This is a genomic window from Mesorhizobium sp. B2-4-6 (assembly GCF_006442775.1).
Classification (GTDB): domain Bacteria; phylum Pseudomonadota; class Alphaproteobacteria; order Rhizobiales; family Rhizobiaceae; genus Mesorhizobium.
On sequence record NZ_VFVI01000006.1, the window covers coordinates 125,138 to 144,845 of the forward strand.

Genomic DNA, 19,708 nt, shown 5'->3' on the forward strand with positions numbered 1-19,708 from the left:
CCGGTGGAACAAACCTCCAGGCATCCGATTAGGCGCAGACAATGCAGTTCAGCCGTGCGAGAGGAGCCAGGCATGGACAGGGAAGAACGCATCAGGCAACGCGCCCATGAGATCTGGGAGCGTGAAGGCCGCCCTCAGGGCCGCCAGCAGGAACACTGGGATCAAGCCGTGCAGGAGATCGAGTCGGAAGGCTCGGAAGTCGAGCGCGGTCCGGTGGCGCCCGATCCCGCAGTTGGCGCCGGCTCTGATCCGGCCGCCAACCGGCCAGGCGGCTGAAACACGTCGGCCCGGGCATGCGTCGTATCCTAATTGCGCTCGGCATTCTGGTGATCGTTCTGGTCGCCGTTTGGGTCTGGGCTGACCAAAACGGCGGGCGCCCGAGCGGTGGCGCCCAGCAGCCCTCGCCGCACGCTATCGACCAGAACGGCTGAGAGGACAGCCAGCCTCAGCGCGTCGCCGTGTCGCCGGGCTCATGCCGCCTTGCTTTGTCCGGCACCAGCCGGCCTGAGTTGGCGCGCAGGCCTCTGAAGAACTCCTCCACATAGGGCAGCAGCTCGAACAGCACGATCACGATCATCACGACGGCAATGTATATCACCGGCAGTTGCTGTTCTTTCCAGGTCAAATCGAAGCGAGCCTTTTCCGTTCCGGCGCCGAACAGCGCCAGGAATTGGCCCCAATGCAGCGCCACCACGATGACCAGACCCATCAGCGGGATCATTTCCAGGAAGCTGTGCACATGCTGCTCGATCGGGCTCACCGTGCGCGCGGTGGTCGCATAGCGAACGTCCCACAGCGCCGTCGCTTCGTGAAGGAAGAAGGTGACGATCATCACGGCGATCACCAAGGCATTCACCTCCAGGAACATTGCCGCAAGCAGCGGGATTCCAACCTCGGCGAACATCAGCAAATGAATGAGCGATTCCTTCGCACCGGTCGTCGATTCGATGTGGGTGGCGCGATGGCAGAGCCAGTCGGCAAAGCCCGCAATCAGCCAGACCGGCAAGACGAAATACATTAGGATGAGCACCATCGGATCAGCTAGCACCGGGTGTCTCCCTATTCTCCGCGCCGCGCTCGAGCTTTGCAGCCTCGCGATCGAGCACGTTCGGCTCGTTGCCGTATTTCAGCATCAGCGCCAGCACCAACCCGCTTGGAATTCTCGCTCTTCCCGGAAGGTCGCGGACACATTCGGCATTTTCGACCCCGTTGTCGTCCCTGGGAGCTTCGCCGTGCGAAGTCATAGTCATGGTTCCCGGCCGGCCTCACGCCGAACCGCAGGCCGACGGAATGGTTCCATGCCTGTCGGATCCGGATCGCGCGCGCAGTTAACGGCTGGAACGGTTCACCCATCGCCGCGTTCTACCAATTGGGTTCCCTGCGACCTCGTGGATACACGCGCCTGGTATCGACGCGCGACTGAGGTCTCACCACAATGAGAATATGAACTAAGGAGCTTCGTGTGCGAAACCTCAGGGGACTTCACCTCTTGATCGCGGAAGACGAGTGGCTGGTGGCCAGCGATCTGGCGACTTTCTACGCTGACATGGGCGCTATCATCCTCGGACCGGCAGCGACAGTGGAGCAGGCCGGGCGACACGCAAAGGCGGCGGACGCAGCGATTCTGGATATCAATCTGCATGGCCGCCACGTTTTCCCGGTAGCGGATGAATTGATGCGGCGCAACGTGCCTTTCGTCTTCTTCAGCGGGTATGACGAGATCGCCATCCCCGAGCGTTTGCGTTTCGCGAGCAGCCTGAGCAAGTCGTCAAACCGCGCTGTCGTGGTCGATGCGCTGTTCCAGCCGGAGCCCTCTGCAGAGCCATTGACCGTCGCGCAGCCGGCGACCGCGGCGGAGGACGTCGTGGCGCTGCTCCCCAAACTCCGGCTCACCGCGCGTCTGCTGTTGGACGATGCCGGCGCTTCCGACCGCCTTGTCCAGCACACTTTGGAACAGGCGCTTGACGATATCGACAAAAGGCCCGAAGGGTCGTCGATCGCCGACTGGCTGAACACCATCATGCGCAGGATGGCGCGGTTGCGCGGAGCTTGCCTGCTGCACTGATCTCAGACAGCCGAGCCGCCGGCGAGCTGCGTTCGCCGGGCGACCAGCATTGTCAATGCGTCAGGCGGCTTCTGAGCCAGCCGAGAATCCGGTTGCCTTTTATGATCCGGCGGACCCGCGCGGCAGCCCAGGTGGCTTGCATCGTCGCGCCGGCATGGCAGCTGCACACGACGTCATGCAATTGCCAATCGGACAATTCGAAAAAGCGCTTCGCCTCGCCGTAGGTGTCGGACTGCAAGCCGGCCGCGCGCAGCAACGGATCATCGAACGCAACCGCGAGCGGCGATCCGTCCGCGCGCACGCGTTCGCGAACCTCGGGATCGACATATTCGGTGCCCGTTAGCGCGGACAGGCACCGAAGGGGATTGCGGTCCAGCAGTTCCGCCCACCGCTCGATCCGCTGCGTTCTCGTTGCAAGCGGAATCAATTCAAGCCGGTCGACGGCTGCCACCGATTGAAGTTCATATGAGGTCTGATGCTTCATTGCTGTCTCCTGTGGTTTGGGGGCCGATATCTGCACGGCGCGGCAGACCTGCCGGGCCGGAAGCACGCGCCTGCAAGGGACAGGCGCTGGCCGATCAGGGTGTTGTTCACCGATCTTCGACAAACGCCTGGCGTGGCGCCTGAAGCGAACCCGAACTACCAGTCCTCCGCTATGTTCCAGCCATCCTCGCGATGATGAGCCTGGGCCGGCAGCGAATGGAACTTCGTGCAGATTGCAGGGTTGAACATCTGACCAGTCGTTTCAACCGCTGAACCGCGGTGGCGCCATCACTGCATCGGGGCGGTTCTCAGCCAAGCTTGGAGGCTTGTTGGCGAATGGCCCGTTCCAAAGGCCCATCGAACAACCACAATATCATCGTCATCGGGGCGTCGGCCGGCGGGATCGAGCCGCTGAAGCGGATTGTCAACGACCTGCCCGCCGATCTGCCGGCCGCCATTTTCGTCGTGGTGCATATCGGCCAGGTCAGCTACCTGCCGGAGATCCTAGACCGCGCGGGCACGCTCGAAACGAAGCCGGCCAGGAACGGTGAAGAGTTCAGGACTGGCTGCATCTATGTGGCGCCACCCGGCTTCCACCTTCTCCTTCACGATGGCCATATGATGCTGCGGCGCGGCCCGCGCGAGAACCTTGCCCGGCCGGCCATCGACCCCTTGTTCCGCTCGGCGGCGCTGAGCTACGGTGCGAGTGTCATCGGAGTTCTGCTTTCGGGTTCGCTTTCCGACGGCACCGCCGGGTTAAGGGCCATCAAGTCCGTCGGCGGGCTGGCTGTCGTCCAGCACCCCAAGGACACGCTGGTGCCGGGGATGATTGAAAGCGCGCTGCGCTATGTCGACGTCGACCACTGCCTGCCCGCTGCCGAGCTCGGGCCTTTGCTGGCAAAGCTTGCGGTCGAGCCGCCCGGAGAATCCTTTCCTCCCCCGCCTGTGGTTAGATTGGAAGCGGCCATTGCCGCGCAGGAGCATTCGACGATGCAAGAAGCGGATCGACTTGGCGAATTGTCAGTGTTTACATGCCCGGAATGTCACGGGCCGTTGTGGGAGATCGAAGACGGTGACATGCTGCGCTATCGGTGTCATACCGGGCATGCCTTCACCACCGACGCGGTGATGGAGGTGCAGGCGGTGGAGGCCGACGATATCCTGTGGAGCCTGCTCCGCTCGCATCAGCAGCGGGCGGCGTTTGCCAAGCGAATGGCAGAGCGGGAGCGGGCGAAGCTCCGCTCCGAACTCGCCGCCGAAATGGGCAGGCGGGCGAAGGAATATGAGGCGGATGCGGCTGTGATCGAACGCATCCTCGAAAGCAGGCGGGTTCAGGTAAGGGGCAATGGCGAAGTCAGCGCGGAAGGCAAGTACTCACAAGGCAAGGGTTAGTTCGCGCGACGATGAAAAACAGCCGGCGTCCTTCCCCATTGTCGGCATCGGCGCATCGGCGGGTGGGATCGCGGCATTGCGGAGCTTTTTTCCCGAGGTGCCCGCCGACAGCGGCTTCGCCTACGTGGTCATCCAGCATCTCGACGCCGAGCATGAAAGTGCACTTGCCAGCATCCTCCAGCGCTCAACCGCGATCGCAACGCAAACAGTTGCCGAAAGCGTAGAGATCAAAGCCGATAACATCTATGTGATCCCGCCAGGTGTTTCGGTGAGGATTGAAGAGCGGCGCTTTCACTTGGTCAAAATCGCGGCCGAGCGCGACAAACGGGCGCCGATCGATGATTTCTTCACCTCGCTTGCGCAGGAGCAGGCCGAGAACGCCGCCGGAATCATTCTTTCCGGAACCGGCAGCGACGGCACCGTCGGCCTGAGAGCTATCAAGGAGCGCGGCGGACTGACCCTTGCGCAGGAGAGCGCCGAATATGACGGGATGATGCGCAGCGCCGTCCAGAGCGGCCTGGTCGACATGGTGCTTCCCGCGGAGGAGATGGCCGGCAAGCTGGTCAGCTATTTCACTCACGCGAGCCGCACCGAAACCGAGCGGGATCGGCGCAAGCGCGAAGTGACCGAACAGCTTTCGCGCATCGTCGCCCTGCTTCGCTCGCGCACAGGCCATGATTTCAGCGGCTATAAGGACAACACCATTTTGCGGCGCATCCAGCGCCGCATGCAGGTGCTGCAGATCGACGATCCCACCGTCTTCTATGAGCGGTTACGCGAGGACCCGCAGCAGGTCGATCTTTTGTTCCAGGACCTGTTGATCGGCGTCACCAGCTTCTTCCGGGACCCGCAGGCTTTCGACGCTCTCGAACGTGTGGTCATTCCCCGGCTGCTCGAGAGCCGCAAGCCTGGCGAGACGATCAGGGTATGGGTGCCGGGCTGCGCCACAGGCGAGGAAGCCTATTCGATCGCTATGCTCTTGAAGGAAAACGCGCCGCGCGGCGCCGCCTCGCCCAACTTACAGATCTTCGCCACCGACATCGACGAGCGCGCGCTGGAAGTAGCGCGCGCCGGTCGCTACTCGGCGACGATCGCGCCGGACGTTGCGCCGAAGCGGTTGAAGGAGTTCTTCTCGCGCGAGGACGGTACGTACCGCATTTCCGCCGACTTGCGGGAGATCTGCCTATTTTCGGCGCACAATCTCTTGCGAGATCCGCCGTTTTCCAAGCTCGACCTGATCGCGTGCCGCAACCTTTTGATCTATATGGGCCCGGAACTGCAGGAGAAGATCGTCCCGATCTTTCACTACGCATTGCGCAACAACGGCTATCTCCTTCTCGGTTCCTCGGAGAACGTCACGCGCCATCCACAGCTGTTCTCGACGGTAGATAAGACAAACCGCATCTTCCAGAGGCGCAACGGGGCCACCACACATCGGTTGCCGGAATTCCCGCTCGCTGCCGCCGGGAGATCGACGGATCCAAGTGCGCGCCGGCGGGCAACGACCGAAACCCTGCAGGAAATCGCGGAGCGTTTGATCGTCGAGCGCTATTCGCCGGCATATGTGATCGTGAATGCCGCCGGCGAAATGATGCACAGCTCAGGCGGCACGGGCAAATATCTGGAGCTCGCTGCCGGCGCCCCCAGCCACAGCGTCTTTTCCATGGCGCGTCGCGGGTTGCGCATGGATCTGAGGGCCGCGCTTCACAAGGCCGTAAGCACCGGACAGGTGGCAGTCCAGAATAAGATCAGCGTCGGCACCAATGGCGGGCGTCAGACGATCAGCCTGGCTGTGCAGCCGCTGCCGGGCGATGGTTCTTCCGACCCCCTCTATATGCTGGTCTTCCGGGATGTCGGCGGGATCAAGCCTGAAGCCGAGTACGAGGCCATCCACATAACCGACGATGTTGAAAGCGCCAATGTCAGCCAGCTCGAAAGGGAGCTGAGGGAAACCAAGGAGCGTCTGCAGATCACGACGGAGGAACTCGAATCCTCCAACGAGGAGCTGAAATCCTCGAACGAGGAGCTTTCCTCGATCAACGAGGAGTTGCAGTCGTCCAACGAGGAACTGGAGACCTCGAAAGAGGAGCTCCAGTCGATCAACGAGGAGTTGCACACCGTCAATGCCGAGCTCAGTCTGCGCGTCGACGAGCTCACCCGCGCCAACAACGATGTGGCGAACCTGCTCGAAAGCACGCAGATCGCCACCGTCTTCCTCGACCGGGACCTCTGCATCAAGAACTTCACACCGACCGCGCGCGACCTGTTCCGGCTGGTGGAAAGCGATGTCGGACGGCCGCTGGCGCATGTCCGTCCGCGCTTCCCGGCCGACGGCCTGCAGGCCGACATGGAACAGGTGCTGCAAAGGCTTGGCACGATCGAGCGGCAGATCGAGGGCATGGACAACGGCAAGAGCTATATCATGAGGGTGCTGCCCTACCGGACAGTCGACAACATCATAGCGGGCGTGGTCGTCACCTTCGTCGACGTTACTCAGATCACGCAGGCCGAGAAAAGGATCGGCGCACTCTCGCATGACCTGCGCAACCGCGTCGAAAGCCTCGGGACCCTGCTCGACCTCGTGCCGATCGGCATCTTCATCGCCGAGGATGACGCTGGCGTGCAGATCCGCGCCAACCGGCGCGCGGCGGAGCTGTTGGGTCGGCCCGCTGCCGGCACCAAGCTGATATCCGTGCCCGCAATCCTGCCGCTGACGCTCAATGGAACCAAGATAGGCACCGACGACCAGCCACTGCTCAAGACAATGCGCACCGGCAGGGCAATTCCCGGCTATGAAGCCAGGGTCCAGCATGAAGACGGCACCGCAATCGACGTCATGATGTCGGCCAACCCGCTGTTCGACGAAAAGGGCAAGGTCCGCGGCGCCATCGCGGCGCTGGTCGACATATCCAGCCACAAGGAGGCCGAGCGCAGCCAGGAAAGGCTGCTGCACGAATTGCAGCACCGCGTGAAGAATATCCTCGCCACGATCACCGCGCTGACATCTCGCATGGTTCGCACATCCAGTTCGATGAGCGATTTTTCCACATCCTTCCAGCAGCGGCTGCAGGCAATGGGTCGAACGCACGACGTGCTGTCTTCCTACAACTGGACAGATGCCGATCTCGAGCAGTTGCTGCGGGCAGTGCTGTCGCCTTACAGCAGCAAGCTGCGCCAGAATATCATCATCCTCGGAAACCCTTTGCAGCTTGGCGCGAGCGCGGCCGCGACACTCGGCATGGTATTCTTCGAGCTTGCCAGCAATGCCGCGAAATACGGGGCCCTATCGACAGAGGACGGTCGCGTCAAAGTAGCCTGGAACACCGACAGGCCGGGCATTCTGTCGATCCGCTGGAGGGAAATCGACGGACCTGTCGTCGAAGAGCCGCCAAGGCGGAATTTCGGAACGAGCTTCATCCAGCAGAGTTTGGAGTACGAGCTGGGAGGGAAGGTCGATCTAAGGTTCGAACGCTCCGGACTTGAATGCGACATAGAGATTCCGCTGGCGTCAGGCAAAGGTCGCTGACATTTGCCGCTGAGCGATGAGGAGTGGACACAACATGCTCTTGTCCGGCCTGAATGTCCTCGTGGTCGAGGACGTATTTATGCTTGCGGAGGATCTCACCGACCGGTTGACGCAAGCAGGATGCACAGTGATCGGCCCGGCACCTACGGTCAGACAGGCGCTTGCACAAATCGATGGTGTTGCCCTGGACGGAGCCGTGCTGGATGTAAACCTTCGGGGGGAGCAAAGCTTTCCGCTGGCCGAGCATCTCACGCTCGGCCGTGTCCCTTTCATTTTCCTCACCGGCTACGACAGCACCACTGTCTTTCCCGACCAGTTTCGCGACAAGCCCAAGCTGTCGAAGCCGGTCGATTACAACCTGTTGATCGAAGCGGTGTCGCAGTTCCGCAAGAGCGATGCGCCGGACTGAGAAAGCCTGGCCTACGACATGGTGCGATCGCCTATCAACCGGCTCGCAAGCTCGACCAGATGCCGGATCGGCGCAGGCTTCGGCAGAAAAGGCGCGCCATGGAAGACAGGCGACTGGAAGGCCGGATCGTAGCCCGAATGCACGACAAAGGGCACACCCGCCTCCTTGAGGCGAGCGGCGGCGGTCCCCCTTTGGCCGTCGAGCAATTGGATGTCGATGATGGCCAGATCGGGCTGGTTGTCGTCCAGCCAGGTCGCGGCTGCCCGTTCCGAGGCCACGCAGGCCACCTCGAAGCCGAGCGCCTTTAAGCCATCCGCCACGTCGCAAGCGATCAGGTATTCGTCTTCAATGATCAGTGCCAGGGGCGCTTGCATGACGATCTCCTCTGACACGCTTACTTCCTCCTGGCAAACGGCTTGTTATACTCCGCCGGCCCGGGAAGCGTACGACGTTTCGTCCGCAAACGGCTGCGCGGCTGCCGATAGGATTCGGGCCGGCTTGATCCAAGCCTGCGTCCTCGCCCCGGCTGAGCTGGATCACATCGAGGTCTGACAAGGCCGCGCGGGCCTCGAACAGGCGAAGAAATTCCGGCCTCAGCCCATCGCCGCGTGTGGCGGCAATCGCGTGCAGGGGCATAAAGGTCTTTATCGTCCGATCCTTCACAGACTTGCCTCCATCACAATGCGGCGGCCTTTTCCCGCCTTGCCTCATCGAAATCGATCGACAAGATTACATCGCCGTCGCCGCCGCGAACCCGAACCGCCCAGCCCTCCCGCCGAGCTTCGGCAGCCGGATCGTCGAGAAGATCGATCGCGGAGCGCAACGCTTCATCATGAACAGCTTCGAGGTTGGGCAATTCCACCCCTTCTAGCCGCCTCAAACTGCCACCGTCACGATATTCGAATGTGTAGAGATCCTGGCCCACGTCGGTTGGCCTCTCGACGGCGGGCCGGACGGCATCCACGGACCCGTCCCGGCTGCCTTGCGCAGACCGGCCGCCGAATGCAGCACACTGAACCATCAGCTCTTTGGCGCGATCGACAAGCGCGGCATCGCCGGGCAACGGGTCGGACACAACCATGGTGACAGCGATCTTTTCCCCGCCCTCGCCGAGAAATTCGACCGTCACGTCTCCAGGACCGACATGTATCGCTGTGTCGAGAACTTGCATTCCTGCCTCTTCGTCTCCGTGTCGAGGACACAAAGCTCCCCTGCTCCTGAAAGTTCCGCCCGAGTTCACGAATCGGCTTGGATAGCCGCGCCCGACATCCCGCAACGCTCGCGATGAAACTCGAAGGCAGCGCCTGATCGATATCCGTCTTAATGGCGCGGTTGGAACAGCGCGGCCGGAAGCAGGTTTGGAAACAAAGGAGGCGCCGAATGTCACCCAACCAACGCACGCCCGCCGAAGCCCGCGGCGAAATCCAGGCCGGCAGGACGCAGGATAAGACCCCTGGGTTCGACCCTGCGGCGGCGCCGCAGGAGACGGATGCCGAGGCCGGCGATGTCCCGACTTCCGCCAAGCCGGCATGGCCGCGCGAACCGAGCTTCACCAATCAGGCAAGTTTTGCCAACGCGATGCGGCCGCCAGAGAACGCGCCCGGCCTGCAGCCGCGCAGGAACGGCCCGGTGCTGGTGATCGTGGCGCTGGTCGTCCTGGCCGCGGTTGTGTTTCTGCTCGCCGCGATCTTCCGCCAGGTATGAAAGGAACATCGTTCCCCGTCCCAGGTTTGATAGCGCAAGGTGGTAATTGCGATGCCGCGCTTGAGAAGTTTGTTTCGTCATCTATGGCGCTGGAAAGCGCAGCCGACCACGGACCCGTCTCCGGTGGACGCCATCGTGCGGCTGCTCCGCGACGCCGAAAAGCAAGGCAGATCCCGGCGTTCGGGATAACGGCTGAAAGCGTCCCTCGGCTAGCGTCTCCGGCGGATCGAGCAGTCGCCGCAGTCAGTCCCCGTCATAGATATTCTCGTGGATGATGCCGAGGATCTGCAGCTTCACCGTTTCGCGGGCCTCCGGCCGCACGAAGGGCATTAGAAGGTTGACCGTCTCCTCCACCCGCCGCGGCAGGTCGGCGCTCGGATCGCTCAGATAACTGCCATGGGCGTACAGGTTTTCGGTCAGCTTCTTGTTCAGGTCGGAAAAGAGTCCCATGGTCATTGCTCCTTGCTGATCCAACAGCCGGAGCGCCCACGCGGTTCCCACTGCCGACGCCATTCGGGAACCCCGCGCCGGGGATGGCTACGATCTTGGAACGACGCCCAGGCCGACGGACAGCCGCTCGATTGAGCGCAGCGGAATAAATGCGGCAGCCTGACCCCGCCTGCCGCGCGCCATTATAGGGCCTCCTCCCCTCCAACGGCGCCAGGTTTTCCGCCTCTCAACCTTTCTGGCTGCGCTCGACGAACTTGTTGAAGCGGCTCGTTCCACCGCTGCCGGCTTTATCCTGATGCAGGAAGGCGAGATCGTTCTCGTCGAAGATGCGGAAGAATTCGTCCCATTCGATTGGCTCGAGCGTGTCTTCGGGCTCGCCGAAATCGATGCGCAGAATGCCGCCCTTGCCTTTCGTGCGAACGACAGCCGGCTGGCCATTCCGTTCTTCTACCCACTTGCGGATTTCGTCGTGATTGGTGGTCGTCTTGGCCTCGGACATGGACTTTCCTTTCTGCAGCGGGGACCGATGAACGGTCCTAACGGCAGCCAACAGGCAATGTTCCAGATGGTGGAACGGCTCCTTGTCGAAGCTGCGGCACCTCCTGCGACGGGAACTTTGTTGAAGCAGGGAACAAACCTTTTGCCGCGCAGTTCGGGGCGCCGAAGCCAAGTCCACAAGGGAGTCATCGTGAAACGTGTATTGGTTACGGGAGGTTGCGGCTTCATCGGCCGCCACGTCGCCCAGGAACTCACCGACCATGGTTATCAGGTGCGCCTGCTCGATGCGCTTGTCGATCAAGTGCACGGCGCCGAAGCCATCAACCTCCCTGTGGGGGCCGAACTGATCAAGGGCGACGTGCGCGACCGCGACGCTGTCGCCGAAGCGGTTTCCGACGCCAATGCCGTGATCCATCTGGCGGCCGAGGTTGGCGTCGGCCAGTCCATGTACGAGATCGCCCGCTATGTCGGCGCGAACGATCTCGGCACCGCGGTGCTGCTGCAGGCATTGATCAAGCATCCGGTCGAGCGGATCGTCGTGGCGTCTTCCATGAGCATCTATGGCGAAGGCCTCTATCAGACTCCGGACGGCGAGCGGATCGACAATGCGCGCCGAAAGCCTGCCGATATAAAGGAGGGCCGCTGGGATTTGGTATCGGTGACCGGCCAAGCACTGTCGCCTCTTCCGACGGACGAGGAGAAGCGGCCCGATCTCGCCTCGATCTACGCGCTGACCAAATATGCGCAGGAACGCGCGGTGCTGATCTTCGGCCAGGCCTACGGCGTCGATGCCGTTGCACTGCGCCTGTTCAACGTGTTCGGCGCCGGACAGGCGCTTTCCAATCCCTATACCGGGGTCCTCGCCAATTTCGCTTCGCGCCTCGCCAACGGCAAACAGCCGACGATCTTCGAGGACGGTGAGCAGAAGCGCGATTTCGTCCATGTGCGCGATGTCGCCACCGCGTTCCGCCTGGCGCTGGAGCAACGCCAGGCAGCCGGCCACGCCATCAACATCGGCAGCGGCCGAGCCTATTCGATCAGCGAGGTGGCCCGGCTGCTTGCCAAGGCCATGGGCGTTCCGAAGCGCCCCGCCGAAATTCTCGGCAAGGCGCGCTCCGGCGATATACGCAACTGCTTCGCCGACATTTCCAAGGCGCGCGAACTGCTCGGCTTTGAGCCGAAGCATCGACTGGAAGATTCGCTCGGCGAATTCGCGGCATGGGTTCGCAACAGCGTCGTTATCGACCGCGGCGCGGACATGCGGCGCGAGCTGGAAGAGCGGGGATTGGTCTCATGACCCAGGGCCATCGGCATCCGCGCAAGGCACCGATAGCCGTCATTGGCGGCAGCGGCTTCATCGGCTCCAATCTGGCCGACAGCCTGCTATCCGACGGCGAGGCCGTGCTGGTCGTCGACAATCTCAGCCGTCCGGGCGTCGAGCAGAATCTCGACTGGCTGGCGCAAAAGCACGGCGACAGGCTGAGCGCCAAAATCGTCGACATACGCGATGCCAGCGCACTGGCAGCGGCGCTGGCGCCGGCAAAGGCGATCTTTCACCTCGCCGCCCAGACCGCCGTGACGACCAGCCTGACCGATCCCGCGCAGGATTTCGACATCAACCTCAAAGGCACGTTCAACGTACTGGAGACCGCTCGCAGCACCGGCGCCCCGGTAGTCTTCGCCAGCACCAACAAGGTCTATGGCAGCCTACCCCAGATCGCGGTGCGGCAAGCCGATGATCACTACGAGCCGCTCGACGAGAAGGTGCGTGCGAGCGGGGTCGATGAGAAGGTAGGCCTTGATTTCTGCACGCCCTATGGCTGCTCGAAGGGCGCGGCCGATCAGTATGTGCTCGACTATTCCAAATCCTACGGACTGCCGACAGCGGTGCTGCGCATGAGCTGCATCTACGGGCCGCGCCAGTTCGGCACCGAGGACCAGGGCTGGGTCGCACATTTTCTTTTGAGCGCCCTGTCCGGCCAGCCGATTACCATTTACGGCGACGGTCGGCAGGTGCGCGACATCCTGCACGTATCCGATGCCGTGGCTGCATATCGCGGCGTGCTCGCCAGGATCGAGGACGTCAAGGGCCAGGCATTCAATCTGGGCGGCGGTCCGCGCAACACGGTCAGCCTGCGCGTGCTGCTGGCGCAAATCGCCGACATGACCGGCAGCGACATCGCGATCCGCCATGACCGCGAGCGCCTCGGCGATCAGCCCTTCTTCGTCGCCGACACGCGCAAGCTGCAAGCCGCGATCGGCTGGCAGGCGCATGTCCCATGGCCTGAAGGCGTCCGCGATCTCGCCAGCTGGTTGCTGCGGCATCGGCTCCAATCGCGCCCCGAAGCCACGAGGTATGTCGCATGAAAGTCGCCTTGGTCAATCCTCATTGGACCTATGAGCACAGCATCTATTTCGGCTGCCGCCAGCCGCATCTGCCGCTGGAGCTCGGCTATTCAAAGGGAATGCTGGAAGCCGAAGGGCACGACGTCCTGATGCTGGATGGCTTGCTGCAGGGGTTCGACAACGAGGCCCTTGCCGAAAGCGTCGCGGCTTTTCAGCCCGACATGACCGTCGTGACCACCGCGCCGACCTACCTGTTCTGGCGCTGCGCGCCGCCTGAATTGCGCGTGCCGGCGGAGTTCCTCAACCATCTCGCAGGACGCGGCGGACGCACGGTGGCGGTCGGACCGCATGGCTCGGCGACGCCGGGCCCTACCTTGCGCAAGCTGGGCGCCGATCTCGTCGTGCGCGGCGAATGCGAGGAGGTGGTGACGGAGCTCGCGCGGCAAGACGACTGGGGCGAGGTTGTGCATACGGCTCGCCTGGAAGGCGACGTACCGGCCTGCAATGGCGGCGTGCATGCCAGCACGTTCGTCGATCACCCGGCGCTCGCCTGGCCGTCCGACTGGATCGCCGCGCATGGCCATCATCATCACAGGTTCGATTCCGTCCAGAGAGGCGCCGGCGCCGAGGTGGAGGCGTCGCGCGGCTGCCCTTACAATTGCAGCTTCTGCGCCAAGATCGATTTTCGGGATGCCTATCGGCGCCGAAGCCACGACGCCGTCATGGCCGAGATCGACGGGCTGATCGCGCAAGGCGTCGGCTACATCTATTTCATCGACGAGATTTTCCTGCCCCAGAAGGCGCTGCTGGAAGCGCTGGTCGATCGCGACGTCCAGTTCGGCGTCCAGACTCGCATCGACCTCTGGAAGCCGGAACTGCTCCGGCTGCTCGGCGAGGCCGGTTGCGTCTCAATCGAGGCCGGCCTTGAAAGCCTGACCGTCGAGGGTCGGGCGATGCTTGCCAAGCGCTGCCGGCTGGATACCGACGATTTGGCCGCGCTTCTGGTCGACGCCCGTCGCCACGTGCCTTTCGTCCAGGCCAATCTGATCGGCGTGGTCGAGGACGACCCGGCGCTGGTGGATTATTGGCGCAAGCACCTCATCGACCACGGCGTCTGGGCGAACGAGCCCGTGCCGCTCTATCCCTATCCGAGCTCTCCCAGCTACCGCGAACTCTGGGGCGAACCCGACGACCTCGCCTGGGAACGCGCGCATGAGCACTACCTCGCCTCCTTCCGCTCCTTCAGCGACATCCAGGACCAGCGCCCGCATGCGCTGGCTGAGTTGGAGTCCTCATGCTGCAGTCACTGATTCACCGTCCGCGGCGCATCCTGATGACGACCGACGCCGTCGGCGGCGTCTGGCGCTATTCGCTCGACCTGGCGCGCGAGCTGGCGGCCGGAGGCGACAGCATCGTGCTCGCCGGGCTGGGACCCGAACCTTCTCCGGAGCAGGCGCGGGAGGCGAGGGCTTTCGCCACGCTGGTTTGGCTCAAATCCCCGCCGGACTGGATGACGCGCGACGAAAAAGATCTCGACAGCTTGCCGGGCGAACTGCGAACCCTCGTCCAGACCTATGCGATCGACCTCATCCATCTCAATGCACCGGCGCAAGCGGCCGGCCTTGATCTGGCATGTCCTGTCGTCGCGGTCTCGCATTCATGCGTGGCAACCTGGCTGCACGCGGTGCGTGGGCAAGCGCCAGCGGACGCTTGGTCGTGGCAGCGAGATCGCAACAAGGCCGGATTCGATCGCGCCGAAGCCGTTGTCGCTCCGAGCCGAAGCCATGCCGAGATCCTCCAAGTCTGCTACGGCGCGATCGAAGGGTTGAGCGTCGTCCATAATGGCGCCCTGCCCGGCCCGAGGCCGGGACGGCGCGAGCCTTTCGTCTTCGCCGCTGCGCGATGGTGGGACGAGGGCAAGAATGCGGCATCGCTCGACGCCGCCGCCGCGCTCTGCGACTGGCCCATTCAGGTCGCCGGCCCGCTCGCCGGGCCTGACGGACAGCGCGCCCGTTTCGATAACTGCGTCTCGTTCGGGCCAATGGACCACGGCAAAGTTCGCCGGCTGATGAGGCGAACCGGCATCTTCGTTTCGAGCTCCATCTACGAGCCTTTCGGTCTGGCAGCCCTTGAGGCCGCGCTGTCGGCCACGCCGCTGGTGCTCGCCGATATCGCGACCTACCGCGAAATCTGGGACGGCGCGGCCATGTTCTTCAATGCGCGCGATCCACATGCGCTGGCCGGCTGCATCGAGAACCTGTCCCACGATGAAAGTTTGCGGCGCAAGCTGGGCAGGCGCGCGGCGCGGCAGGCACGCAAATTCTCGCTGGGCAAGCAGGTGAGGGTGATGCGCGACGTCTACAAACGGGCGGCGCTGACCGCAGCGGGGCGTTGACCATGCGTTTTCTATTCTACACTCATTCGGCGGTTTCGGACTGGAATCACGGCAACGCGCATTTCCAGCGCGGCATCATGCGTGAGCTTGCCGCACGCGGCCATGAGGTGGTCGCGCTCGAGCCCATCGATGGCTGGAGCCGGTCGAACCTGCTCGCCGAGCAAGGCCCCTTTGCCGTCGAGCGCTTCCGCAAGGATTTTCCGGAACTGAGGGTAGTGGCCTATGCCCCTGGCTTCGAGCACGAAGCTCGGTTGGCCGGCGCGGATGTCGTGATCGTCCACGAATGGACGGACAAGGATCTTGTCGCGCGCATCGGACAAGCGCGCGTGCTGAGCAATTTCACGCTACTGTTCCATGACACTCATCATCGCGCGGTATCGGCGATGCAGGCGATCGCTGCGCTTCAGCTCGAGCATTATGACGGGGTGCTGGTCTTCGGCGAAGTGCTACGGGAGAGCTATCTTCGCGCCGGCTGGGGCAAACGGGTGTTCACCTGGCATGAGGCGGCGGACGACCAGCTGTTCAAGCCATGCCCGGAAATCGACCCCGCCTTCGACCTCGTGTGGATCGGCAATTGGGGCGACGATGAACGCAGCGCCGAGATCGCCGAGTTCCTGATCGAGCCGGCGAGCACACTCCGGCTGTCGGGAACCGTACACGGGGTGCGCTATCCGGCCTATGCCAGCGCCGCGCTTGCGGAAGCTGGGCTGCGATATGATGGCTGGATTGCCAATGCCGACGTGCCAAAAGCCTTCGCTCGTCATCGCGTCACCATGCACATCCCCCGCAGGCCTTACCGGGAGAGCCTGCCGGGCATTCCCACCATTCGCATGTTCGAAGCGTTGGCCTGCGGGATTCCGCTGGTCTCGGCGCCGTGGTTGGATGTTGAAGGGCTGTTCCGCGCCGGCACGGATTTCCTGTTCGCCCGGAACGGCGCCGAGATGCGAGGACACCTCCGCGATGTGCTGAACGATCGCCAGGGTGCAGAAGCACTGACCGCATCCGGCCTGGAAACCATCCTGGCGCGACACACGTGCCGGCACCGCGCCGACGAGCTGTTCGACATCCTGGCCGTATGCGGCAATCGCGCGGCGGCGGAAATCAAGCCTGCAAGGGAGGCCGCCGCATGAAGATAGCCTTTTACGGATCGAGCCTTCTGTCATCCTACTGGAACGGCGCCGCCACCTATTACCGCGGCTTGCTCAAAGCCCTGTCGCAGCTCGGCTATGACATCGTCTTCTATGAGCCCGACGTATACGATCGGCAAAAGCATCGCGATATCGAGGCGCCGGACTGGTGCAGCGTCGTCGTCTACGAGCCAACAGCGCATGCGCTGATGCAGGTCGCCTCGCGCGCCGCGCAGGCGGACGTCGTGGTCAAGGCAAGCGGCGTCGGCTTCGAAGACGATGCGCTGCTGCGTGCGGTTCTCGACAATGCCCGCCCCGACGCGCTGACTGTCTTCTGGGATGTCGACGCGCCGGCGACCCTAAGCGAGTTGCGCAACGATCCCGAACACCCGTTGCACCAGGCGTTGAAGAGGATCGGCGTCGTGCTGACCTATGGCGGCGGTGACCCGGTGGTCTGGGACTATCGTGCGCTCGGCGCGACGGAATGCGTGCCGATCTACAACGCGCTCGATCCGGAGACGCATCATCCAGTCCCCACAGATCCGCGCTTTGCCTGCGACTTGGCTTTCCTCGGCAATCGGCTGCCCGACCGTGAGGCGCGTGTCGACACATTTTTCCTCGATCCGGCCCGCGGGCTCGGCGGCCAGCGCTTCCTGCTTGGTGGCTCCGGTTGGGGGGACAAGCCCTTGCCGGCAAACGTGTCGTGGCTCGGCCATGTCGGCACGCGCGATCACAACGCCTTCAACGTGACGGCGAAGGCGGTGCTCAACATCAGCCGCGACAGCATGGCGGCCAACGGCTTTTCGCCCGCAACCCGTGTCTTCGAGGCGGCAGGCGCGGGTGCATGCCTGATCACCGACGCCTGGCTCGGCATCGAGATGTTCCTAACACCCGGCGAAGAGATACTGGTCGCCCGGGACGGCGCCGATGTCGCAGAGATCATGCGCACGCTGACGCCGAAGCGGGCCAAAGCGGTCGGCGCGGCAGCGCTGCGGCGCGTTCTGGCCGAGCACACCTACACGCTAAGGGCTCAACTGGTGGAGGACATCTTCAAGGCGCATTTCGAGCGCCGGGCAATGGAGGCCGCGCAATGACGAAACCGCTCGACATCGTTTTCCTAGGGCTTTCACTATCTTCGTCCTGGGGCAACGGCCATGCGACGACTTTCCGGGGACTGCTGCGCGCGCTCGACGAACTCGGCCATCGCGTCACGTTTCTTGAACGCGACGTGCCCTGGTACGCGCATCACCGGGACCTGCGCGATCCCGATTTCTGCGTCTTGCGCTACTACGACACTGTTTCGGAGCTGCGCTGCAACCACCGGCAGGAGCTGCAGCGGGCCGACGCAGTGGTAATAGGCTCCTTCGTGCCGGAAGGCAGGGCGATCATCGACGACCTTGCTTTGCTGTGCACCGGACAGTTCTGCTTCTACGACATCGACACGCCAGTGACGCTGGCGCGGGTTGCCGAGGATGATTGCGACTATCTGGCCCGCAGGCAAATCTCCTACTTTGACATCTACTTCTCGTTCACGGGCGGACCGACGCTGGAGCGCCTCAAGTCGGAGTTCGGCGCCCGCCGGACGGAGCCGCTCTACTGCGCCGTCGATCCGAAGCGACACCATCGGACCAGGCACGCGATCGAATGGGACCTTGGGTATCTTGGCACATACAGCGCGGACCGGCAGCCCGCCCTCGACGCGCTGCTGCTGGAGCCTGCGCGGCGCCTGCCGGACCGCCGCTTCGTCGTTGCCGGCTCGCAATATCCATCCGACATCGCCTGGCCGGGAAATGTCGAGCGGATCGAGCACCTGCCGCCCTCCGAGCATGCCGCCTTCTACAGCCGCCAGCGTTACACGCTGAATCTTACCCGGGCATCGATGATTGCCGCTGGATGGTCGCCCAGCGTGCGGCTCTTCGAGGCCGCTGCTTGCGGCACGCCGATCATCAGCGACCGCTGGCCCGGGCTCGATGATTTCTTCCCGGAATCGGCGATCGAGACGGCGGCAAGCACCGCAGATGTCGAGGAGATCCTAAGCGCCAAATCCGAGCGGGCAAGGCTCGATTTGGCCAGGGCAGCGCGGGAGGCGGTGCTTTCAAGACATACCGCCATGGCGCGGGCACGTGAATTCGTTTCGGCGCTGACGCCGTCTGTTGAAACGCGTCCGGCGATCGATCTGGACGTCGAAAGTGCAGCATGAGTGACAGACAGGAGACCATCGAGATGCGGCGATCAAAAAGGGCTGAAAAAACACGGACGGCGCTTGTTGCCGGCGGTGCCGGTTTCCTCGGTTCGCATTTGTGCGAGGCGCTGCTGCATGACGGCTATCGCGTGATCTGTGTCGACAATTTTCTCACTGGCAGAATGGAGAACATCGGTTCGTTGGTTGGCCTGGCGCGCTTTAGGTTGATCGAACAGGATGTTTGCACGCCGCTGGAACTCGGCGAGCCTGTCGATCGCGTTTTCAATCTGGCCTGCGCGGCATCGCCGCCTCGTTATCAGGCCGACCCGATCCATACGACACGCACCTGTGTGATCGGGACCCTAAATCTTCTGGAGCTCGCCGCCAGCAACGGTGCCCGCTTCCTGCAGGCGTCGACCAGCGAAGTCTATGGCGATCCGGAACAGCATCCGCAGCGCGAGGACTATGTCGGCCATGTCAACTGCACGGGACCGCGAGCCTGCTATGACGAGGGCAAGCGCGCCGCCGAAACGCTCTGCTTCGATTATCTGCGAGCCGCTATGGCCGATATTCGCGTGGCCCGCATCTTCAACACATATGGGCCAAGGATGGACCCTGCCGACGGCCGCATCGTCTCGAACCTGGTCATGCAAGCGATCGAGAAGCGGCCGCTGACGATATTCGGGGATGGCCGACAGACCCGCTCCTTCTGCTATGTCACGGATCTGGTCGAGGGACTGCGCCGCCTGATGGATGTCGATCCAAATCCGCGCGAACCGGTCAATCTCGGCAATCCCGGAGAGTTTTCGATCCTCGAGCTGGCAAGATTGGTGCGCGAACTGACCGGCACCAGATCGCCCGTGAAGTACCTGCCTTTGCCGCAGGACGACCCGCGCCGCCGACGCCCCGACATAGGCCGCGCAAAGGCGCTCCTCGGCTGGTCGCCCGAGGTGCCCCTAAAGCAAGGCCTGCTGCAGACGATCGCCTATTTTTCAAATATCGACGATCTGGCGATCGAGCCCGTGGTCGCGATCGACAGAACGGGTGGAGGAAAGCTGCAGAACCTGCAGCTCTGAGACAGCGGCATCTTTTCACCGGGGCGGAACAACCAACCGACATCGCGGTTGGGCA

At 63.1% G+C, this 19,708-nt stretch carries 21 protein-coding genes; 14 read left to right on the forward strand and 7 right to left on the reverse strand.

The genetic code is table 11. From position 1 onward, the window contains the following. The first annotated feature begins 72 nt into the window (after nucleotides 1–72). Complete coding sequence (locus tag FJ957_RS17305; RefSeq protein ID WP_140833323.1) at nucleotides 73–276, forward strand: DUF2934 domain-containing protein; 204 nt, start codon at nucleotides 73–75, stop codon at nucleotides 274–276. A gap of 169 nt (nucleotides 277–445) precedes the next feature. Here the strand turns inward: FJ957_RS17305 and FJ957_RS17310 are convergent, their stop codons facing one another. Both FJ957_RS17310 and FJ957_RS17315 read right to left on the reverse strand, forming a co-directional pair. After that, nucleotides 446–1,048 (reverse strand): diguanylate cyclase, encoded by a 603-nt coding sequence (locus tag FJ957_RS17310; protein WP_140833324.1) that lies wholly within the window; start codon nucleotides 1,046–1,048, stop codon nucleotides 446–448. Next, the gene (locus FJ957_RS17315) at nucleotides 1,038–1,250 is read right to left on the reverse strand and encodes a hypothetical protein (protein WP_140833326.1); all 213 of its coding nucleotides are present in this window, start codon (nucleotides 1,248–1,250) and stop codon (nucleotides 1,038–1,040) included. Before FJ957_RS17315 ends, FJ957_RS17310 begins: the two co-directional genes overlap by 11 nt. Before the next feature lie 212 nt (nucleotides 1,251–1,462). On the opposite strand from FJ957_RS17315, the gene FJ957_RS17320 reads away from it, so the two are divergent. Further along, nucleotides 1,463–2,065, forward strand: coding sequence for a response regulator (locus FJ957_RS17320; protein ID WP_181177577.1), 603 nt, complete (start codon nucleotides 1,463–1,465; stop codon nucleotides 2,063–2,065). A 52-nt stretch (nucleotides 2,066–2,117) separates the two neighbouring features. On the opposite strand, the gene FJ957_RS17325 is transcribed toward FJ957_RS17320, so the two are convergent. After that, nucleotides 2,118–2,549 (reverse strand): hypothetical protein, encoded by a 432-nt coding sequence (locus tag FJ957_RS17325; protein ID WP_140833328.1) that lies wholly within the window; start codon nucleotides 2,547–2,549, stop codon nucleotides 2,118–2,120. Between the two features lie 335 nt (nucleotides 2,550–2,884). Between FJ957_RS17325 and FJ957_RS17330 the strand changes: the two genes are divergently transcribed. The 3 genes from FJ957_RS17330 to FJ957_RS17340 are packed head-to-tail and all read left to right on the forward strand — an operon-like array spanning nucleotide 2,885 to nucleotide 7,875. Then, nucleotides 2,885–3,940 (forward strand): chemotaxis protein CheB, encoded by a 1,056-nt coding sequence (locus tag FJ957_RS17330; RefSeq protein ID WP_140833330.1) that lies wholly within the window; start codon nucleotides 2,885–2,887, stop codon nucleotides 3,938–3,940. After that, nucleotides 3,894–7,466, forward strand: coding sequence for a CheR family methyltransferase (locus tag FJ957_RS17335; RefSeq protein WP_140833332.1), 3,573 nt, complete (start codon nucleotides 3,894–3,896; stop codon nucleotides 7,464–7,466). Before FJ957_RS17330 ends, FJ957_RS17335 begins: the two co-directional genes overlap by 47 nt. A gap of 34 nt (nucleotides 7,467–7,500) precedes the next feature. Next, a complete protein-coding gene (locus tag FJ957_RS17340) occupies nucleotides 7,501–7,875 on the forward strand; it encodes a response regulator (protein ID WP_140833334.1) in 375 nt (124 codons plus the stop codon). Nucleotides 7,876–7,886: 11 nt separating this feature from the next. On the opposite strand, the gene FJ957_RS17345 is transcribed toward FJ957_RS17340, so the two are convergent. Together FJ957_RS17345 and FJ957_RS17350 are read right to left on the reverse strand one after the other, a co-directional pair. Further along, nucleotides 7,887–8,249: a response regulator gene (locus FJ957_RS17345; RefSeq protein WP_140833336.1), complete on the reverse strand. Its 363-nt coding sequence runs from the start codon at nucleotides 8,247–8,249 to the stop codon at nucleotides 7,887–7,889. Between the two features lie 302 nt (nucleotides 8,250–8,551). Then, nucleotides 8,552–9,046, reverse strand: a complete 495-nt coding sequence (locus tag FJ957_RS17350; RefSeq protein ID WP_140833338.1) for a hypothetical protein — start codon at nucleotides 9,044–9,046, stop codon at nucleotides 8,552–8,554. A gap of 209 nt (nucleotides 9,047–9,255) precedes the next feature. Between FJ957_RS17350 and FJ957_RS17355 the strand changes: the two genes are divergently transcribed. Next, entirely contained in the window at nucleotides 9,256–9,579 is a 324-nt protein-coding gene (locus FJ957_RS17355; protein WP_140833340.1) for a hypothetical protein, read from the forward strand. Nucleotides 9,580–9,822: 243 nt separating this feature from the next. Here the strand turns inward: FJ957_RS17355 and FJ957_RS17360 are convergent, their stop codons facing one another. Together FJ957_RS17360 and FJ957_RS17365 are read right to left on the reverse strand one after the other, a co-directional pair. Continuing rightward, the gene (locus FJ957_RS17360) at nucleotides 9,823–10,029 is read right to left on the reverse strand and encodes a hypothetical protein (RefSeq protein ID WP_140833342.1); all 207 of its coding nucleotides are present in this window, start codon (nucleotides 10,027–10,029) and stop codon (nucleotides 9,823–9,825) included. Nucleotides 10,030–10,255: 226 nt separating this feature from the next. Continuing rightward, nucleotides 10,256–10,528, reverse strand: a complete 273-nt coding sequence (locus FJ957_RS17365; protein WP_140833344.1) for a hypothetical protein — start codon at nucleotides 10,526–10,528, stop codon at nucleotides 10,256–10,258. Nucleotides 10,529–10,717: 189 nt separating this feature from the next. On the opposite strand from FJ957_RS17365, the gene FJ957_RS17370 reads away from it, so the two are divergent. Genes FJ957_RS17370 through FJ957_RS17405 form a run of 8 tightly spaced genes read left to right on the forward strand, consistent with a single transcriptional unit; the run spans nucleotide 10,718 to nucleotide 19,653 of the window. After that, nucleotides 10,718–11,824, forward strand: coding sequence for an SDR family NAD(P)-dependent oxidoreductase (locus tag FJ957_RS17370; protein ID WP_140833346.1), 1,107 nt, complete (start codon nucleotides 10,718–10,720; stop codon nucleotides 11,822–11,824). After that, a complete protein-coding gene (locus FJ957_RS17375) occupies nucleotides 11,821–12,894 on the forward strand; it encodes an NAD-dependent epimerase/dehydratase family protein (RefSeq protein WP_140833348.1) in 1,074 nt (357 codons plus the stop codon). The genes FJ957_RS17370 and FJ957_RS17375 overlap by 4 nt, the downstream gene beginning before the upstream one ends. Further along, nucleotides 12,891–14,183, forward strand: coding sequence for a TIGR04295 family B12-binding domain-containing radical SAM protein (locus tag FJ957_RS17380; RefSeq protein ID WP_140833350.1), 1,293 nt, complete (start codon nucleotides 12,891–12,893; stop codon nucleotides 14,181–14,183). Before FJ957_RS17375 ends, FJ957_RS17380 begins: the two co-directional genes overlap by 4 nt. Further along, complete coding sequence (locus tag FJ957_RS17385) at nucleotides 14,168–15,268, forward strand: glycosyltransferase family 4 protein (RefSeq protein ID WP_140833352.1); 1,101 nt, start codon at nucleotides 14,168–14,170, stop codon at nucleotides 15,266–15,268. The genes FJ957_RS17380 and FJ957_RS17385 overlap by 16 nt, the downstream gene beginning before the upstream one ends. A 2-nt stretch (nucleotides 15,269–15,270) precedes the next feature. After that, nucleotides 15,271–16,398, forward strand: a complete 1,128-nt coding sequence (locus FJ957_RS17390) for a glycosyltransferase (RefSeq protein WP_140833354.1) — start codon at nucleotides 15,271–15,273, stop codon at nucleotides 16,396–16,398. Continuing rightward, nucleotides 16,395–17,489 (forward strand): glycosyltransferase, encoded by a 1,095-nt coding sequence (locus FJ957_RS17395; protein ID WP_140833355.1) that lies wholly within the window; start codon nucleotides 16,395–16,397, stop codon nucleotides 17,487–17,489. Before FJ957_RS17390 ends, FJ957_RS17395 begins: the two co-directional genes overlap by 4 nt. After that, nucleotides 17,486–18,595: a glycosyltransferase gene (locus FJ957_RS17400; RefSeq protein WP_140833357.1), complete on the forward strand. Its 1,110-nt coding sequence runs from the start codon at nucleotides 17,486–17,488 to the stop codon at nucleotides 18,593–18,595. Before FJ957_RS17395 ends, FJ957_RS17400 begins: the two co-directional genes overlap by 4 nt. 23 nt (nucleotides 18,596–18,618) lie before the next feature. Continuing rightward, on the forward strand, nucleotides 18,619–19,653 hold the full coding sequence (locus tag FJ957_RS17405; RefSeq protein ID WP_140833700.1) for a UDP-glucuronic acid decarboxylase family protein: 1,035 nt from the start codon (nucleotides 18,619–18,621) through the stop codon (nucleotides 19,651–19,653). Nucleotides 19,654–19,708: the final 55 nt, after the last annotated feature.

Excerpts from the sequence above, each read along its gene's own strand:
- FJ957_RS17335 (WP_140833332.1), top strand. The coding sequence starts at position 3,894 with ATGGCGAAGTCAGCGCGGAAGGCAAGTACTCACAAGGCAAGGGTTAGT.
- FJ957_RS17390 (WP_140833354.1), top strand. The coding sequence starts at position 15,271 with ATGCGTTTTCTATTCTACACTCATTCGGCGGTTTCGGACTGGAATCAC.
- FJ957_RS17345 (WP_140833336.1), bottom strand. The coding sequence starts at position 8,249 with ATGCAAGCGCCCCTGGCACTGATCATTGAAGACGAATACCTGATCGCT.
- FJ957_RS17395 (WP_140833355.1), top strand. The coding sequence starts at position 16,395 with ATGAAGATAGCCTTTTACGGATCGAGCCTTCTGTCATCCTACTGGAAC.
- FJ957_RS17305 (WP_140833323.1), top strand. The coding sequence starts at position 73 with ATGGACAGGGAAGAACGCATCAGGCAACGCGCCCATGAGATCTGGGAG.
- FJ957_RS17325 (WP_140833328.1), bottom strand. The coding sequence starts at position 2,549 with ATGAAGCATCAGACCTCATATGAACTTCAATCGGTGGCAGCCGTCGAC.
- FJ957_RS17375 (WP_140833348.1), top strand. The coding sequence starts at position 11,821 with ATGACCCAGGGCCATCGGCATCCGCGCAAGGCACCGATAGCCGTCATT.
- FJ957_RS17365 (WP_140833344.1), bottom strand. The coding sequence starts at position 10,528 with ATGTCCGAGGCCAAGACGACCACCAATCACGACGAAATCCGCAAGTGG.
- FJ957_RS17330 (WP_140833330.1), top strand. The coding sequence starts at position 2,885 with ATGGCCCGTTCCAAAGGCCCATCGAACAACCACAATATCATCGTCATC.
- FJ957_RS17360 (WP_140833342.1), bottom strand. The coding sequence starts at position 10,029 with ATGGGACTCTTTTCCGACCTGAACAAGAAGCTGACCGAAAACCTGTAC.
- FJ957_RS17340 (WP_140833334.1), top strand. The coding sequence starts at position 7,501 with ATGCTCTTGTCCGGCCTGAATGTCCTCGTGGTCGAGGACGTATTTATG.
- FJ957_RS17350 (WP_140833338.1), bottom strand. The coding sequence starts at position 9,046 with ATGCAAGTTCTCGACACAGCGATACATGTCGGTCCTGGAGACGTGACG.
- FJ957_RS17385 (WP_140833352.1), top strand. The coding sequence starts at position 14,168 with ATGCTGCAGTCACTGATTCACCGTCCGCGGCGCATCCTGATGACGACC.
- FJ957_RS17355 (WP_140833340.1), top strand. The coding sequence starts at position 9,256 with ATGTCACCCAACCAACGCACGCCCGCCGAAGCCCGCGGCGAAATCCAG.
- FJ957_RS17315 (WP_140833326.1), bottom strand. The coding sequence starts at position 1,250 with ATGACTATGACTTCGCACGGCGAAGCTCCCAGGGACGACAACGGGGTC.
- FJ957_RS17405 (WP_140833700.1), top strand. The coding sequence starts at position 18,619 with ATGCGGCGATCAAAAAGGGCTGAAAAAACACGGACGGCGCTTGTTGCC.
- FJ957_RS17400 (WP_140833357.1), top strand. The coding sequence starts at position 17,486 with ATGACGAAACCGCTCGACATCGTTTTCCTAGGGCTTTCACTATCTTCG.
- FJ957_RS17380 (WP_140833350.1), top strand. The coding sequence starts at position 12,891 with ATGAAAGTCGCCTTGGTCAATCCTCATTGGACCTATGAGCACAGCATC.